At 70.4% G+C, this 17,193-nt stretch carries 9 protein-coding genes; 7 read left to right on the plus strand and 2 right to left on the minus strand.

Translation table 11 applies throughout. From position 1 onward, the window contains the following. Positions 1-48 precede the first annotated feature (48 nt). The 4 genes from ACFV2X_RS06475 to ACFV2X_RS06490 are packed head-to-tail and all read left to right on the plus strand — an operon-like array spanning position 49 to position 9,359. Positions 49-3,081 carry an alpha-mannosidase gene (locus ACFV2X_RS06475; RefSeq protein WP_385612186.1) on the plus strand — a complete coding sequence of 1,011 codons (3,033 nt, stop codon included), beginning with the start codon at positions 49-51 and terminating at the stop codon, positions 3,079-3,081. Then, positions 3,078-5,054, plus strand: a complete 1,977-nt coding sequence (locus ACFV2X_RS06480; RefSeq protein ID WP_385612189.1) for a DUF2264 domain-containing protein — start codon at positions 3,078-3,080, stop codon at positions 5,052-5,054. The genes ACFV2X_RS06475 and ACFV2X_RS06480 overlap by 4 nt, the downstream gene beginning before the upstream one ends. After that, on the plus strand, positions 5,047-8,154 hold the full coding sequence (locus tag ACFV2X_RS06485; RefSeq protein WP_385612192.1) for an alpha-mannosidase: 3,108 nt from the start codon (positions 5,047-5,049) through the stop codon (positions 8,152-8,154). Before ACFV2X_RS06480 ends, ACFV2X_RS06485 begins: the two co-directional genes overlap by 8 nt. Next, complete coding sequence (locus ACFV2X_RS06490) at positions 8,151-9,359, plus strand: ROK family transcriptional regulator (RefSeq protein WP_385612195.1); 1,209 nt, start codon at positions 8,151-8,153, stop codon at positions 9,357-9,359. The genes ACFV2X_RS06485 and ACFV2X_RS06490 overlap by 4 nt, the downstream gene beginning before the upstream one ends. A gap of 124 nt (positions 9,360-9,483) precedes the next feature. On the opposite strand, the gene ACFV2X_RS06495 is transcribed toward ACFV2X_RS06490, so the two are convergent. Then, on the minus strand, positions 9,484-11,301 hold the full coding sequence (locus ACFV2X_RS06495; protein WP_385612198.1) for a coagulation factor 5/8 type domain-containing protein: 1,818 nt from the start codon (positions 11,299-11,301) through the stop codon (positions 9,484-9,486). 440 nt (positions 11,302-11,741) lie between these two features. On the opposite strand from ACFV2X_RS06495, the gene ACFV2X_RS06500 reads away from it, so the two are divergent. The 3 genes from ACFV2X_RS06500 (at position 11,742) to ACFV2X_RS06510 (ending at position 15,761) form a co-directional block, all read left to right on the plus strand. Continuing rightward, a complete protein-coding gene (locus ACFV2X_RS06500; protein WP_385612201.1) occupies positions 11,742-12,830 on the plus strand; it encodes a DUF1996 domain-containing protein in 1,089 nt (362 codons plus the stop codon). A 79-nt stretch (positions 12,831-12,909) separates the two neighbouring features. Then, entirely contained in the window at positions 12,910-14,658 is a 1,749-nt protein-coding gene (locus ACFV2X_RS06505; protein WP_385612204.1) for a discoidin domain-containing protein, read from the plus strand. A gap of 62 nt (positions 14,659-14,720) precedes the next feature. Then, positions 14,721-15,761: a LacI family DNA-binding transcriptional regulator gene (locus ACFV2X_RS06510; protein ID WP_385612206.1), complete on the plus strand. Its 1,041-nt coding sequence runs from the start codon at positions 14,721-14,723 to the stop codon at positions 15,759-15,761. 3 nt (positions 15,762-15,764) lie between these two features. On the opposite strand, the gene ACFV2X_RS06515 is transcribed toward ACFV2X_RS06510, so the two are convergent. Beyond that, the gene (locus tag ACFV2X_RS06515) at positions 15,765-17,117 is read right to left on the minus strand and encodes an ROK family protein (protein WP_385612209.1); all 1,353 of its coding nucleotides are present in this window, start codon (positions 17,115-17,117) and stop codon (positions 15,765-15,767) included. Positions 17,118-17,193: the final 76 nt, after the last annotated feature.

The following is a 17,193-nucleotide window of genomic DNA, read 5'->3' on the forward strand; positions in this document are numbered from 1 at the left end:
ACACCCTCACTGCCTCCCGCCCGCTCGCAGCGACAGGAGACCCCTTTCATGCACGACGACCGGAAGCTGGTCGAAGCACGCCTGGAACGCGTCCTCACAGAGCGCATCCGGCCGGCCGTCCACCCCCTCATGACACCCCTCGCCGTGGAGATCTGGTCCACCCCCGGTGAACCCGTGCCGGTGGCCGAGGGTCTTGCGGCACCCACCCGCCCCATCGCCCCCGGCGCCCCGTGGGGAACGCCGTGGGGGACCAGCTGGTTCAAGGTCACCGGGACGGTCCCTGCCGAGTGGGCGGGCCGCACCGTCGAGGCCATCCTCGACCTCGGATTCACCCCGCGCACCCCGGGCTTCCAGTGCGAGGGCCTGGTCCACGCCCCCGACGGAACCCCGGTCAAGGGACTCCACCCGCGGAACAACCACGTCGGCGTCGGCGCGCCCGTGTCCGGCGGCGAGCGGATCCACTGGCGCATCGAGGCGGCCTCCAACCCGGACCTCGACGCGAGCGGCGTTCCGTTCCAGCCGACACCGATGGGGGACAAGGCCACCGCCGGTGACGCACCCCAGTACGTGCTCGGCGAGATGCGGCTGGCCGTATTCGACGAGACGGTCTGGAACCTGGTCATGGACCTTGAGGTCCTCGGCGAACTGATGGCGGAACTGCCGGTCGACGGGGCCCGCCGCTGGGAGATCCTGCGCGCGGTCGGCCGCGCCCTGGACACCGTCGACCTCCAGGACGTCAACGGCACGGCGCACGCCGCACGGGACGAACTGGCCGGTGTGCTCGCCGCGCCCGCCGCACCCGCGGCCCACCGCATCAGTGCCGTCGGCCACGCCCACATCGACTCCGCGTGGCTGTGGCCGCTGCGGGAGACGGTCCGCAAGGTCGCCCGCACGGCGTCGAACATGACGCAACTCATCGAGGAGGAGTCCGAGTTCATCTTCGCCATGTCCCAGGCGCAGCAGTTCGCCTGGATCAAGGAGCACCGGCCCGAGGTGTACGCCAGGGTCAAGAAGGCCGTCGCCGACGGACGGTTCGTACCCGTCGGCGGGATGTGGGTCGAGTCCGACACCAACATGCCAGGGTCGGAGGCGATGGCCCGCCAGTTCGTCCACGGCAAGCGCTTCTTCCTCGAAGAGTTCGGCATCGAGAGCGACGAGGCATGGCTGCCCGACACGTTCGGCTTCGCGGCCGGCCTGCCGCAGATCATCAAGGCCGCGGGCTCGACACGCCTGCTCACCCAGAAGATCTCGTGGAGCCGCACCAACACCTTCCCGCATCACACGTTCTTCTGGGAGGGCGTCGACGGCACCCGTATCTTCACGCACTTCCCGCCCGTCGACTCGTACAACTGTGAAATGACGGGCGGCCAACTGGCCCACGCCGCAAGGAATTTCAAGGAGAAGGGGGTCGCCACGCACTCCCTCGCGCCGACCGGCTATGGCGACGGCGGAGGCGGCACCACGCGCGAGATGGTCGCCAAGGCGGCCCGGATGCGAAGCCTGGAGGGCGCCGCGGCCGTCGTGTGGGAGACCCCCGCCGCCTTCTTCGCCAAGGCCGAGGCCGAATACCCGAACCCGCCCGTCTGGGTCGGCGAGCTCTACCTCGAACTGCATCGCGCCACCCTCACCAGCCAGGCGCAGACGAAGCGCGGCAACCGGCGCAGCGAGTCCCTCCTGTACGAGGCGGAGCTGTGGGCCGCGACGGCGGCGGTGCGCGTCGGTTTCCCGTATCCGTACGAAGAGTTGGACCGGATCTGGAAGACGGTGCTGCTGCACCAGTTCCACGACATCCTGCCCGGTTCGTCGATCGCATGGGTGCACCGAGAGGCACGCGAGACCTACGCGCGCCTCGCTGCGGAACTCGAGGGCATCATCGCGGATGCGCAGCGCGCGCTGGCCGGTGCCCCATCGGGTGGCATCGGCCTCGTTTTCAACTCGACGCCCCACACCCGCAGTTCGGTCCCGGCCCGGGGAGCCACCTCACAGGCCACGGACGGGGACGGTGTTACTCCTGTCCCGCGTGACGGGGGCGGCTACGTCCTGGACAACGGCTTGCTCCGGGTCGAGATCGACGGGCGGGGCCTGGTGGTCTCCGCCTACGACCGGGCCGGCGACCGGGAGGCGATCGCTCCGGGGCAGGCCGCCAACCTGCTGCAGCTGCACCCCGACTTTCCCAACCAGTGGGACGCCTGGGACGTGGACGCCTTCTACCGCAATGTCGGAAGCGATCTCACCGAGGCGGCCGACGTCCGTGTCGACGGCGGAGCGGTGCGGGTTGAGCGGGTCTTCGGGCGCTCCAAGGCGGTTCAGCTGCTGTCCGTTCCTGCCGACGCCAAGCGGCTCGACATCGACACCGAGGTCGACTGGCACGAGACGGAGAAGTTCCTGAAGCTGGCGTTCCCGCTGGATGTGAAGGCCGACCGGTACGCCTCCGAGACGCAGTTCGGCCATGTGCACCGTCCCACCCACCAGAACACGAGCTGGGAGTGGGCCAAATTCGAGGCCTGCAACCACCGCTTCGTCCATCTTGAGGAGCCGGGCTGGGGCGTCGCGCTCGTCAACGACGCGACGTACGGCCACGACGTGACCCGCGCTGTCCGTACGGGTGCCGACGCGGGTGCCACGACCACGGTGCGGGCCTCGCTGCTGCGTGCGCCTCGCTACCCGGACCCGGAGACCGATCAGGGTGTGCACCGATTCCATCACGCGCTCGCGCCGGGCGCGACGATCGGTGACGCCGTCCGCGAGGGCCACCGGGCCAACCTGCCCGAGCGCCGGATCACCGGAACCGCCGAAGCGATCGCGCCTCTGGTCGCCGTGGACAACGATGCCGTGGTGGTCAGCGCGGTGAAGCTGGCCGACGACCGCAGTGGCGACCTCGTTGTCCGCCTCTACGAGGCGCACGGCGGCCGCGCCCGTGCCATCGTCCGCATCGACGGCTTCGCCATCGAACGGGTCGCTCCGACGGATCTGCTGGAGCGGCCGCTCCCGGACGCCGAGCCACCGACAGGCGCCGACGGCGGCATCGTGCTCGCGCTGCGTCCGTTCCAGATGGTGACCCTGCGCCTGCCGCGGTCATGAATCGCACCCCAGGCGAGGACCGTGCCCGCTGGGAGCGGACCGCAGACCAGCTGCTGCTCGCCGTCCGGCCCTACGCCACCGACGAGCACGCCCTGATCGACCTGCCCGGTGTGCCCAGCGCGAACGGTGCGCACAGCGACGGACTCGAAGGTTTCGCCCGCACCTTCCTGCTGGCCGGCTTCCGGCTCGCGGGAGCGGGCGGAAACGATCCGCATGACGTCGCCGGGTGGTACGCGCAGGGCCTGGTCGCCGGCACCGACCCGAAGCACCCGGAGCGCTGGCCCACGTTCGCCGAGTGCAACCAGGCCAAGGTCGAGGCCGCGTCCATCGCGCTCGCGTTGCACGAGACGAGGCCGTTGATCTGGGACCGGCTCGACGACCAGGTGCGGCAGCGGGTCCTCGACTGGTTCGCCCTGATGGTCGGCGACCCGATGCCGGGCAACAACTGGATCTGGTTCCAGGGCATCACCGAGGCATTCGCCCGCACGGCCGGCGGTCACTGGCGGCAACAGGACCTCGACCGGATCATCGCACTGACCGACGGCTGGTACGCGGGCGACGGCTGGTACTCCGACGGCCTCACCGGCGGTGCTCACCGCAACTTCGACCACTACAACGGCTGGGCCATGCACCTGTACCCGTTGTGGTTCTGCCGCATCCTCGACCATGCGGCACCCGGCGGACTCCTCGACCGCTACCGGGCCCGGCTGCACCGCTTCCTGGCGGACCAGCGCCTCCTCATCGGCGCCAACGGCTCACCGCTCGTCCAAGGCCGCTCCCTTACGTACCGCCACGCCGCGCTCGCCTCGCTGTGGACCGGCGCCCTGTTCGACGCGACGCCACTGGCACCGGGGGAGACCCGGGCACTCGCGAACCGTATGCTCCGGCACTTCACCGACCACGGCGCCATGGACGAGCGGGGACTGCTCACGCTCGGCTGGCACCGGCCCTACCGCGGCATCCTCCAGGTGTACTCGGGACCCGCGTCCCCGTACTGGGCGAGCAAGGGCTTCATCGGTCTCGCCTTGCCGCCGGACCACCCGGTGTGGACCGAGGACGAGGTCCAACTCGCCGTAGAAAAAGGCGACTTCAAGCGCCCCCTGCCCGCGCCCGGCTGGCTCGTCTCCGGTACCGCCGCTGACGGTGTGGTACGAGTCGTCAACCACGGCGGCGACCACGCCGACCCGGCTCGGCCCCACGCCGACGACCCCTGCTACGCCCGATTCGCCTACTCGACACACACGGCGCCCGAGACCCCCGGCGACCCCACGGCCGGTCCGAGCGCCTGTGCGGACGCCGGCCCGCTCGACAACGCGGTCGTGCTCCTCGACGCCGCGGGCCGTGCCTCGCACCGCCGCCCGGCGACCAGAATCTCCATGGACGGTGCCACCGCCGTCTCGCGCTCGCGCGCACACTGGCCACAGGACGCGACGTGGGACCCGTTCGGTGGGCCCGATACCCCTTATGTGCTTGGCCCTTGGGTCACCGTCGGTTCCGCGTTGCGCGGGTCGATCGAGGTACGGGCCGTGCGCGTCGACCCCGCCGCCGGTGATGAGCCGACCGGCCATGTGCTGCGGATCGGCGGATGGCCCCTTGCTGTCGATCCGCGGGGCGCGCCGTGCGCTGCGCAAGGCGCCACCGCCCGCGTGGCAGGTGTCAGCGGGCTGATCTCCTCTCTCATCGGCGCAATCGGGTTGCCCGCCGCGTCCGTGGTGCCGGGAGCCGACAGCAATGCGCTGGGCGCCGTATCCGCCACCCCCGTCGTGCGGACCGACGGCCCGGTCGCCTGCGGCACCCTCCACGTCGCCCTCGTTCACCTTGGCGGTTCGGACCCCGCCTCCCTGCCGCGGGTCACCACCCGTGCCGAGGGGACCACCCTGGTCGCGGACGTGACGTGGGCCGACGGCGCACAGGACACCATTCGACTGCCCGCCGCTGAAAAAGAGGCATGGAAGGACCAGCACCGTGCATGACGACCGCCGGATCGTCGAGACACGGATCCGGAAACTGCTGGACCGTGTGATCCGCCCCGCTCTCTACAGTTCCGTACGCCCGCTCACGCTGAGCGCCTGGCTCGTCGAAGGCGAACCGGTCCCCGTGGCCGACGCCCTGCACGCCGACTACGAGCCCTTCACGCTCGGCTCCACCTGGGGCGGCCCGTGGGCGACAACGTGGCTGCGGGCGAGTGCGGAGATACCCGAGCAGTGGACGGGGCGTCGCGTCGAGGCCGTCTTCGACCTCGGCTTCGATCTCACCAAGGGGCCCGGCGGCCAGGCCGAGGGCCTGGTACACGATGCCCACGGTGCGCCGATCCAGGGCCTGCACCCTTACCACCGAAGCGCGCTGCTCAGCGACTCCGCCACCGGTGCCGCCCGCGTGGACCTGCTGATCGAGCTCGCGGCCAACCCGCCCATCGTGGCCAGCGCGGGTTTGCACATCCACCACGGTTCGCGCGAGACCGCGGGCACCGAACACATCTACCGCCTCAAGCAGGCCGAGATCGCGGTGCGCGAGGACGACGTATGGCACCTCATCCACGACATCGAGGTGCTCGACGAGCTGATGCATGAGCTGCCGCTCGGCTCATCGCGGCGTCACGAGATCCGCTACGCGCTGCGCCGCGCCGCCGACGCCGTCGACCCGGGCGACGTGGCGGGCACGGCGGCGCAGGCCCGCGGCCGGCTGGCCGATGTGCTGGCCCGGCCCGCACACGCCTCCGCGCACACCATCGCCGCGGTCGGCCACGCCCATATCGACTCGGCCTGGCTGTGGCCGGTCCGGGAGACCGTGCGCAAATGCGCGCGCACCTTCACCAACATGACGACCCTCGCCCAGGAGTACCCCGAGCTGATCTTCGCCTGCTCCTCGGCACAGCAGTACGCATGGATGAAGGAACACCACCCGGACATCTTCGCCCGGATGAAGCGAGCGGTCGCCGACGGCAACTGGGTGCCCGTTGGTGGCATGTGGGTCGAGGCCGACGGCAACCTCCCCGGCGGCGAAGCCCTCGCACGCCAACTCGTATACGGGCGGCGCTTCTTCGCGGAGGAGTTCGGCGCCCCGCAGAAGGGCGTATGGCTGCCCGATTCGTTCGGGTACACCGCCGCCTACCCGCAACTCGCGAAGCTCGCGGGAGCCGAGTGGTTCCTCACCCAGAAGCTGTCCTGGAACGAGACCAACAAGCTGCCGCACCACACCTTCGCGTGGGAGGGCATCGACGGTTCACGTGTCTTCACCCACTTCCCGCCCGTCGACAGCTACGCCGCTTCCCTCACCGCGGCCGAACTCGCACACGCCGAAAACAACTTCGCGGACAAGGGCGTGGCGACGCGCTCGCTCGTCCCGTTCGGCTACGGCGACGGAGCCGGTGGCCCCAGCCGCTCGATGATGGAGAAGGCCCGCCGCCTGCGCGACCTCGAAGGCTCGCCCAAGGTCGTCATCGAGGCGCCGGACGACTTCTTCGCGGCGGCACGCTCCGAACGCGACCAACTCCCCGTATGGCGTGGCGAGCTGTACCTGGAGAACCATCGCGGCACGTACACCAGCCAGGCGCGCACCAAGCGCGGCAACCGGCGCAGCGAGGCCCTGCTGCGCGAGGCCGAACTCTGGGCCGCGACCGCCGCCATCCGGGCCGGGGCGCCGTATCCGTATGAGCGCCTGGAATCGCTGTGGCGGCGGGTCCTGCTCAACCAGTTCCACGACATCCTGCCGGGCTCGTCCATCGCCTGGGTGCACCAGCAGGCCGAGCGTGAGTACGCCGAGACCCACGCCGAGCTCGAGATGCTGATCGCCGACGCGGTCGGCCACCTGCCCGGTGCGCCCGCGCTGCTCAACGCCGGTCCCTACGCCCGTCGCGAGGTCGTCATCGTCACCGGCGGCCAGTTCGCGGGAGCGCAGCGTCTCTCGGACGGACGCAGCGCCGTCCTCGCCGACGTCCCGCCGCTCGCCACCGGCGGCACGGTGGACACGCACCGGGGTTCCGTCACCGCCACGGCACAGGACGCGGGCTTCATCCTCGACAACGGGGTGCTGACGGTCGTCGTGGACCGCCGCGGCCTGATCACGTCGGTGTACGACCACCCGGCACAGCGCGAGGCCATCGCCCCCGGCACCGCGGGCAACCTCCTCCAGCTCCACCCCGACGACCCCAACCTGTGGTCGGCGTGGAACATCGACCCGTACTACCGCGACACCGTGCGCGACCTGGACGAGGCCGAGTCGGTGACCCTCGTGGACGAGGGACCGCTGCTCGCGTCGGTCCGGGTCGAGCGCGCCCACGGAGCCTCCCGGTTCGTCCAGCACATCGAGGTCGCCGCCGAGTCCCGCCAGGTGATCGTCCGCAACCACGTCGACTGGCAGGAGCGGGACACCGTCCTCAAGGCGGCCTGGCCGCTGGATGTGCACGCGGACCGGGAGAGCGCCGAGATCCAGTTCGGCCATGTGCAGCGCCCCACACACGAGAACACCAGTTGGGACGCGGCCCGCTTCGAACTGTGGGCGCACCGTTGGGTGCACGTCGGCGAACGGCACTGGGGCGCGGCCCTGCTGGGCGACTCGACATACGGCCACGACGTGGGCCGCGACACCCGCGAGGACGGCGGAACCACCACCACGGTCCGGCTCTCGCTGCTGCGTTCCCCGCACAGCCCCGACCCGCAGGCCGATCGCGGGCGGCACAGCTTCAGCTACGCCCTCCTCGCGGGCACCGGGATCGAGGGGGCGATCGCCGGGGGCTACGCGCTGAATCTGCCGCTGCGTCCGGCCCCGGCCTCTGCCCGTTCCCTGGTCGGACTCGACACCATGGACGTCGTGGTGGAGTCGGTGAAGCTCGCGGACGATCGCAGTGGGGACGTCGTGGTCCGCCTGTACGAGGCGTGCGGTGGAGTGGTCGCCGCGCGCCTGCGCGTGGGCTTCCCGCTCGCCGCGGCGTTCGACTGCGACCTGCTGGAAGTGCCGGCTCAGCGGCTGACGGCTCGCCCCGACGACGAGCGGGACGTCGATCTCCGGTTCCGGCCCTTCCAGATCCGTACCCTGCGCCTGCGCCCTGCCGTGGCCGGGGAGGCGCATCGATGACCGGGACGGCGAGAAGCGAGAAGGCCACCATTCGGCGCGGCACCAACCTGCCGCGCATGGGCGACTTCAACGAATCCGTGATTCTCGACGCCATCCGCCGCCACCCCACCGGCCTGAGCCGCGTGGAACTCGCTCAGGCCACCGGCCTGTCCGCGCAGACCGTCTCGAACATCACGCGGCGGCTGCTCGACCAAGGCGTGGCCCGCGAATCGGGCAAGCACAACACAGGCAGCGGAAAACCTCGCACGCTTCTCGAAATCGTCCCCACGTCCCGCTATGCCGTGGGAGTCCACCTCGACCCGGCCGTCATCAACTGCGTCCTGGTGGACCTGCTCGGCACGGTCGTGGCCCAGCGCAGCCGGCGGACCCCGAGCGGCGGTGACACCGACGGGACCGTGGCTGACATGGCTGCCTCGGTAGGTGGGCTCGTGGCGGAAGCGGGAGTGGAAACGGCAGCGATCCTGGGGCTGGGCATCGCGGCGCCGGGGCCGATCGACGCGGCTGCCGGATGGGTCGTCGATCCGCCGGAACTGCGTGGCTGGGGCCGCTATCCGCTGCGTGACCGGCTCAGTGCGGCAACCGGATTCCCGGCCCTGCTCGACAAGGACGTCACGGCCGCCGTCGTCGCGGAGCGTTGGGCCGGGGCGGCCACCGACAGCCGCAACCTGCTCTTCTTCTACCTCGGCACCGGTTCCGGAATGGGGCTCGTGGTGGAGGACACCGTGCTGCGCGGCGCGTCAGCGAACGCCGGCGAGGTCGGCGGACTCGGCGCGGCCTTTTCGACCCGGACGCTCGTCGACGAGGCCATCGCCCTGGGCGCGCTCGGAGCCGAGTTCACGGTCCTCGACCCGGCCGATGCCCAGCGCGGTCTGAAGCGGCTCGCGGAGCTCGCCGGGGAAGGGGAGGAGCAGGCGGACGGCATCATCGAGCGCCTGGGCATCCGCATCGGCCGAGGTGTGTGTGCGGCGGCGACGCTCCTTGACGTCGGCACCATCGTCTTCGGCGGACCCACCTGGCAACTGCTCGCGAACCGTCTGCTCACGACCATCGAACCGATGGTCGCTCGGTCCCCGTTCGTCAGGGCGACCCACCCGACGACGGTCCTTTCCACCACCCTGGGTGAGAATGTGGCCGCGGTGGGGGCGGCGTCCCTCGTCCTCGACCGGGCACTGTCCGCGCAGCCAAGGTCCCTGCTGCTGGGCTGAACCCGCACCGTCGTCGCTGGGGGCCGGGCGGATGCCATGCCTCGTTCGGCCAGACGGTCCACCCGGACCCCATGACCACCTGCGAGGCGGTCCGTCAGGGCACCGGCTCGTGAGGAATCGCGGATCAGGGATATGACACCACGGTGGAGGGCACGGTGGAGGTGCCCGAGGTGGGGGATCCGGTGTCATTGATGACGCGTTCGTACTGGCCGTTGCCGCCGAGAGAGACGACCAGCAGGTTGTGGAACTTCACCCCCGGCGCGTTCGGGGCGGCGAAGCCGTGGTGCTGCACGATGCTCGGGTCCACGTTGTAGTAGCAGTAGCTGCCGAGCCCCCATCCTTCGTGCGTGGTCACCGAGTCGGCCACCTTGTAGGCCGCGTAGCCCTTGATGGAGCCGTTCTGGACGGCCGCCTGGTTCGGGGCGTCGTATGCCTTCTCGTTCTGGAAGAAGATGGTGCGGCCCCGCTGACCGAACCACTGCACGTCGTACTTGTTGAAGTGCTCCACGAACAGCCCCGTGGCGAGGACGTCGTCACCGTTGACCCGGACTCCGTAGTCGGCCCGATTGGTCTCCCAGCCGACGCCGTCTCCGTGGTCGGCGCGCCAGACCCAGGTATGGTCGACGATGGTGTGACGGCTGTTGATCACCATGCTGGTGGTGGCCTTGCCGGGGCCCGCGCCGCCGATGCGTATGAACACGTCCTGCACGGTGGTGGGGTTGGCCGAGTGGTCGGCCGAGGCCCCTTGCGGGCCGACTTCCAGCAGGGTGGCGGAGTTGACCGGTCCGGCGTCGATGAGGAAACCGGCCAGCCGGACCCCATCGACATCGGCGACCTTCAGCGCGGTGACGCCGTTGTCGGGAATGAGGGTGGCGTAGCCGAGCCCGAGGACGACAGTGTTCGCCCGGTTCACCTGGATCGGCTGGTCGAGGTGGTAGATCCCCGGGGTGAGCAGCAGCTGGAGCCCCTGGGCGAGTGCTTCGTTCAGGGTGGCCGCGGTGACGCCGGGCTTGGCCACATAGAACTGCGACAGGGGCAGCGAGGTGCCTCTGGGGGTGCCGTTGCCCCAGGTGACCCCGCGGGCGTTGGTCCGCTTCTCGGGCAGGAAGACCCGGTACTCGCTGCCATTGAGGTAGAGGAAGGGCTTCTCCCGGGAGATGGGGGTGGTGTCGATCGTGGTGTACGGCGGATTGGGGAAGCTCTGCCCGGGCGCGCCCTCCACACCGGAGAACACCATGTTCCACACGGCGTTGAGCCAGCCGCCGACGGCGCTGTCGCGGGTGTACCACTGCTGCTGGGAGTACGGCCCCACCTGGCCGTCGATGCGGCTGTCCGCGATGTAACCGCCGCTCGCCCAGCCGTAGCCGTCGGGGGAGAGGTTGAGGCCGCCGCGGACATGCATACGCCGGAAGGGCGCCGCCTGCGCCACGGCCCAGCGGTTGGTGCCGTTGACCGGTATGAGCGCGAGGTTCTCCGCGGAGCGCCAGAAGTTTTGCGTGGCATTGCCGTTGAACCACCCGGCGTCGACCGTGACATCGCCGTTGATGGTCGTGTCGTCGGGAGACAGCCCCAGCCCGGCGATCGAGGTGTAGAAGCCGAGCTGGGCGTTGAGCCCGTGGTAGGTGCCGGGTTTGAACAGCAGGGCGTAGCGCCCGGTGCCGAACTGTGCCGACTCCTGCTTCTTGAACACCTCGTCCAGTTTGGCCTGGATGCCGGGCGTGGACGGGTCGAAGACGATGACGTTGGGACCGAGGTCGCCGCCACCCGGCAGGGCGCGCGGGCTCCTGCTCCGGCCCGCGGGGGCGGCGGAGGCGGGAGCGGACAGGCCGAGGAGGGCGGGGGCCGATGCGGCGGCGGCCGCGGCGCCGAGGACCGCTCTACGGCCGACGGCGGGGCGGTCGGCGGGGCGGTCGGGAGAGGAGTGCCTGGGGGAAGGCGTCATGGGGGCGACTCTCCTGGTTCAGTAAATGAACGAGATGGGGGGTGAGGGAGCGCTCTCTTGCCGTCGCATGCTTCATCCATGTGAACGAGACGTCAAGAGTTGTGACCGCACTCCTTACCCGTTGTTGCTTTTCGATCCCAAACTCGCCTGGTAATTGGGACAGTTTGGGAGCGCTTGGGTGGGATGCAGCCGTCGGCGTCTGCGGTCGCTATCTTCAAGAAGTAATAGAGGCTGGCGGTGATCCTCTCCGCTGGACGCCTTGACACTTTCGCGTCACCGCCGTGACACTCGCATCTCGGAGAGCGCTCTCCCACTCGTTGTCGCGGGCCTGTGACGGCCCGTCATACGGGCGGCCCGGCCCGCACCCACGGCGCCGCGGAACCTCGCCGTGCCCGGCCGCCTGACCACTTTCGCCTTCTCTCCATGTGGCAGGAGTCTCCATGGCACGGAGATCGAAGATCGTCTCAGGAACCCTGATCGCAGGCGCGATGCTGCTGACCTCGCTCGGGCTCGGTGGTATCGCGATGAGCGCCGAAGCGCCCCCGGCGCAGCCCGTGGGCGGCGTCACGGCCGCCCACGCGGGGCATGTCATGGCGGCGCCGTCCGCCTCCTCGCCCGAGGACCCGGACGGCGACGGTTACATTCCCGCGGACCCGCCGGTCACCGGCGTCACCCCGTCCACGAAGGAGCCGCCCCACCGCTACTTCCACGAGTTCCAGGCCAACTGCTCGGTGAGCCACACCAAGGCGGACGACCCCATCGTGTATCCGCAGCAGCCGGGCGCGTCGCATGACCACACCTTCATGGGCAACACCACCACCGACGCGGCCAGCACCACGGCCTCCCTCGCTGCCGGCCGCACCACGTGCAAGGCGCCGGGGGACAAGTCGGGCTATTGGATGCCCACGCTCTTCCAGGGCGACCGGCCGGTGCTGCCGGTCGGCCCGCAGACCATCTACTACAAGGCGGGCGTGACCGACTACACCAGCGTGCGGCCGTTCCCGAAGGGGCTGCGCTTCGTGGTGGGCAACCCGATGCAGAGCGCCGAGGAGTTCCGCCGCCACCCCGGCTTCGTCGAGGGCTGGGAGTGCGGCGACAGCTTCTTCAACGTCGAGTTCCCCAAGGACTGCCCGAGCCGGCCGGAAGTCCAGGTCAACATTCGCTTTCAGGCGCCCAGTTGCTGGGACGGCAAGTACCTGGACACGCCCGACCACCGCAGCCATATGGCCTACCCCGTGGTCAACCCCGGGACGAACAACAATGTGTGCCCGGCCGACCACCCGGTCGCGCTGCCGATGATCGAGTTCAAAATGGCCTTCCCGGTCAACGGTGACCTCTCCCAGGTGAGGCTGGCCTCCGGCCCGAGCTGGTCGTTCCACTACGACTTCTTCAACGCCTGGGACGCGCCCACGCTCAAGGCGCTCGTCGACCACTGCGTCGTCGGGGCGCTGCAGTGCGACGCCCGCGGGTACGACCAGACCCACCCCGAGGCCGGAGCGGCCCTCGACGACCACTACGAACTGCCCTGAACCGTGGTCCGGCCGCCCGGGTGAACACCGGCGCGGCCGGGCCGCTTTCCGCTTCCCCCACTCCGAAAGACACCCCACCATGACCCGGAACCGTACCGTTCCACGCCGCATCGCGGCGCCCCTCACCGCCGGCCTGCTGACCGCCGGCGCCCTCGCGCTGCCCGGCCAGCAGGCACACGCCGCCGGAAGCGTCGTCAAGGTCGCCGGCGCCCCCGGCGACTGGCGGCTGACCGTGGACGGCCAGCCGTATCAGATCAAGGGCCTGACCTGGGGCCCCGCCATAGCGGACGCCGACCGTTACCTGCCCGACCTGCGGTCGATGGGCGTCAACACCATCCGCACCTGGGGCACCGACGCCACCAGCAAACCCCTTTTCGACTCCGCGGCCGCCCACGGCATCAAGGTGATCGCCGGCTTCTGGCTGCAGCCCGGCGGCGGGCCGGGCAGCGGCGGCTGTGTGAACTACCGGACGGACACCGCCTACAAGGACCAGATGCTCGGCGAGTTCCCCAAGTGGGTCTCCGCCTACAAGGACCACCCGGGCGTGCTGATGTGGAACGTCGGCAACGAGTCGGTACTCGGTCTGCAGAACTGCTACGGCGGCGATGAGCTGGAACGACAGCGTGACGCCTACACCACGTTCGTCAACGACATCGCCAAGAAGATCCATGGCGTCGACCCCGACCACCCGGTCACCTCCACCGACGCGTGGACCGGCGCCTGGCCGTACTACCAGAAGAACGCCCCCGACCTCGACCTGTACGCCGTCAACTCCTACGACGCCGTCTGCGACATCAAGGCCACCTGGGAACAGGGCGGCTACACCAAGCCCTACATCGTGACCGAGACCGGCCCCGCGGGGGAGTGGGAGGTCCCCGACGACCCCAACGGCGTACCACAGGAGCCCGCCGACCAGGCCAAGGCCGAGGGCTACACCAAGGCGTGGAACTGCGTCACCGGTCACAAGGGCGTCGCGCTCGGCGCCACGATGTTCCACTACGGCACCGAGGACGACTTCGGCGGCGTCTGGTTCAATCTGCTGCCCGCCGGCCAGAAGCGGCTGTCGTACTACGCGGTGAAGAAGGCGTACGGCGCGGACATTTCGCGCGACAACACACCACCGGTCGTCTCCGGACTGGCCGTGGACGGCGATGCCACCAAGGTGGAGGTGGGCCGCCCCCTGACGCTTACGGTCAAGGCCACCGACCCCGATGGCGACGCCATCTCCTACCAGGTGCTGGGCAGCACCATGTACATCGACAAGGACAAGAAGCTCACCCCGCTGCCCACCACCGACCTCGGCGGCGGTCGGCTGAGGGTCACCGCGCCGGACCGGCTCGGCGTGTGGAAGGTCTACGTCAAGGCCACCGACGGCAAGGGCAACGTCGGGATCGAGACCCGTTCCGTACGGGTCGTCCCACCCGCCGTGAACGGCACCAATGTGGCCCTCGGCAAGTCGGCCACCGCCTCCTCTTACCAGACGGGCGGCGGCGACTGCCCCTGCACCGCCGCCAACGCCGTGGACGGCAAGACGGACACCCGCTGGGCCGGCGACTGGAGCGATCCGCAGTGGGTCCAGGTGGACCTCGGGGCGTCCACCGCCTTCACCCACGTCCAGTTGGCCTGGGAGGCCGCCTACGCCAGGACGTACACCATCCAGACCTCCGACGACGCGCAGAGTTGGCGCACCGTCCGTGAGGTGACCGACGGCAACGGTGGCGTGGACGACTTCGACATCGCGGGCACTGGCCGCTACGTCCGTGTCCATGGCACGGCTCGCGGCACCGGCTATGGCTACTCGCTCTACGAGTTCGGCGTCTACCGCTGACCCGTGGCGGGGTGGGAGAGCGCTCTATGACGCCGGGGCGCGCTGCCATTAGGGTGCGGGGCATGAACCGACAGGCCCCGACCCTGGAGGATGTCGCCCGGGAGGCCGGTGTCTCCCGGGCGACCGTCTCCCGGGTCGTCAATGGCGTCCGCAATGTCGATCCGGCCATCCAGGACCTGGTGCGCCTCGCGATCGAGAGGACCGGCTACACGCCCAACCGGGCGGCCAGATCGCTGGTGACCCGGCGTACCGGGACCGTTGCGCTCGTGGTCTCCGGGGTCGGTGAGTCCTCGGAGGAGGAGCGGAACGCCTTCGCCGCGCGGGTGTTCACCGACCCGTTCTTCGGCCGGGTCGTCGGTGGGGTGGTCGGATTCCTGCGGCCTCGTTCGATGCACCCGGTGCTGATGTTCGCCGAGTCCTCCGAGGCCAGGCAGGAGGTGCTGAGGTATCTGCGGCAGGGGAACGCGGACGGCGCCCTCGTGGTGTCCACCCATTCCGGCGATCCGCTGCCCACGCTGCTGGCCGACGCCGGACTGCCCGCCGTGCTGTTCGCCCGGCCCGTGCGGCCGGTCGCACTCAGCCATGTCGATCTGGCGCACTGGGATGGCGGCCGCCTCGCGGCCGAGCGTCTGCTGGCCCGGGGGTGCCGGAGAGTGGCCACCGTGTCGGGGCCGTCGACGGTGTCCGCCAGTCAGGAGCGGCTCGCCGGATTCCGCGACACCATGGGCCGCGGGGGCCATCCGTATGTTCCGGTGGCCGAGGGGGGCTTCACCCTGGACAGCGGGGTGACGGCGATGACGGCGCTGCTCGCCGAACATCCCGATGTGGAAGGGGTGTTCGCGGCCAATGACCTGATGGCCCAGGGAGTCTGCCAGGTGCTGAGGGAACGCGGCCGACGGGTGCCGGACGACGTCGCGGTCGTCGGCTTCGACGACTCCATCGTGGCCACCACCTGCCGGCCGCCGCTGACCTCGGTGCGCCAGCCGGTGGAGGACATGGCGGCGACGATGGCCCGGCTGCTCGACGAACACGTCCGGGGCATGCGCACCGAGCCGACCTCAGTCCTCTTCGAACCGGAGCTGGTGGTACGGGAGTCGGCGTAGCCCTTACACCAGTCGCGTGCCAAGGCTGGTGCGCCACCCGGGGGACGGCTCCGGCGCGGGGGGCGTGGGCAGGCGGCGCCCGCCGCGTGCGAAGAAGTCGGCGAGCGGCAGGGTCGCGGCGCCCACGGTCACCGCGTCAGGCCCCAGCGCGCCCAGGTCGATGCCGACACGTCCGGAGGGGTACGGCAGCGCGTAGGACAGCGCGTGGCGGCGCACCGACTCCAGGAAGCGCGAGCCGAGCTGGAGGCCGGCCCAGCCGCCTACGAGGATGCGCTCGGGCTGGAAGAGATTGATCAGGTCGGACAGCCCCGCGCCCAGGTACTCCGCGGTCTCGGCGAGGACGGCGGCCGCCACCGGGTCCGGGGCGCCACCGTCAGCTCCGGCCGTGGGATTGGCGCGGTCCGTGGGATTGGCGGCGTCCGGGGGGTAGGCGCCGGCCAGCATCGCCGTCAGGGCGGTCTCCTCGTCGGTGTCGGGCGGCGGCTGCCCGCCCGCCTCCTGCCAGCGTTCCAGCAGTGCTTCCGCGCCCGCGTAGGCTTCCAGACAGCCCAGCGCCCCGCAGCGGCACCGGCGGCCCCGCACCCGTACGGTGAGATGGCCCCACTCCACCGCCCGGCCGTGCTCCACGTCATCGGTGACGACGCAGGCGCCGACGCCCGAGCCGAAGAGTACGACCACCGCGCTGCGGGCACCGCGCCCGGCGCCGAACCACATCTCGGCCTGACCCAGCGTCTTGGCGCCGTTCTCGATGAAGTAGGGCACCTGCTGGGGGAGATGGCCCGGCCGACGCAGCATCCGTTCCAGCGGGACCGCCTCCCAGCCGATCGGGGTGCAGTGCACCACCGCACCGTCCTCCTCGGAGTGTTCGATGATCCCGGGGGTGCCGATGCCGACGCCGAGGATCTGGGCGGGGCTGAGCCCGGCCACCTCCACGACCTCGGCGATGCCGTCTCGGATGTGGCCCGCGATCAGTTCGCTGTCGTACCGGTCCGGGCGGGCGGTCCCGCGCGTGGGCAGTGGCCGCTCCGCGCGGCCCTGCTCGGCCAGCGACAGATCGAACAGCTCGACGCGGACCCGGGTCTCGCCGACGTCCACCCCGATCATGTGGCCGCTGCGCGGGGCGATGCGCAGCAGCGTGCGAGGGCGGCCGCCGTCGGAGTCGACGCTTCCGGCCTCCTCCACCAGCCCCTCCGCGAGCAGTTCGGTGACCACATTGCTGATGGAGCCTGAACTCAGCCCGGTCGCGGGGGCAAGCGAGAAGCGGCTCATCGGCCCGTCGAAGAACAACCGGCGCAGCACGGCGGTGCGGTTCTCCCGCCGCAGGTCACGCACCGTGCGGCTGTTGTGTGCAGCCACCTGACCTCCTCAAGTCCCGGCTCCGCGTAACAAGATACCTACTGCCGGATCTCTTGACGCGCCTTTCTCTTGAGGT

It is taken from the genome of Streptomyces sp. NPDC059679 (genome assembly GCF_042734105.1).
Classification (GTDB): domain Bacteria; phylum Actinomycetota; class Actinomycetes; order Streptomycetales; family Streptomycetaceae; genus Streptomyces.

Excerpts from the sequence above, each read along its gene's own strand:
- ACFV2X_RS06475 (WP_385612186.1), top strand. The coding sequence starts at position 49 with ATGCACGACGACCGGAAGCTGGTCGAAGCACGCCTGGAACGCGTCCTC.
- ACFV2X_RS06480 (WP_385612189.1), top strand. The coding sequence starts at position 3,078 with ATGAATCGCACCCCAGGCGAGGACCGTGCCCGCTGGGAGCGGACCGCA.
- ACFV2X_RS06490 (WP_385612195.1), top strand. The coding sequence starts at position 8,151 with ATGACCGGGACGGCGAGAAGCGAGAAGGCCACCATTCGGCGCGGCACC.
- ACFV2X_RS06495 (WP_385612198.1), bottom strand. The coding sequence starts at position 11,301 with ATGACGCCTTCCCCCAGGCACTCCTCTCCCGACCGCCCCGCCGACCGC.
- ACFV2X_RS06500 (WP_385612201.1), top strand. The coding sequence starts at position 11,742 with ATGGCACGGAGATCGAAGATCGTCTCAGGAACCCTGATCGCAGGCGCG.
- ACFV2X_RS06505 (WP_385612204.1), top strand. The coding sequence starts at position 12,910 with ATGACCCGGAACCGTACCGTTCCACGCCGCATCGCGGCGCCCCTCACC.
- ACFV2X_RS06510 (WP_385612206.1), top strand. The coding sequence starts at position 14,721 with ATGAACCGACAGGCCCCGACCCTGGAGGATGTCGCCCGGGAGGCCGGT.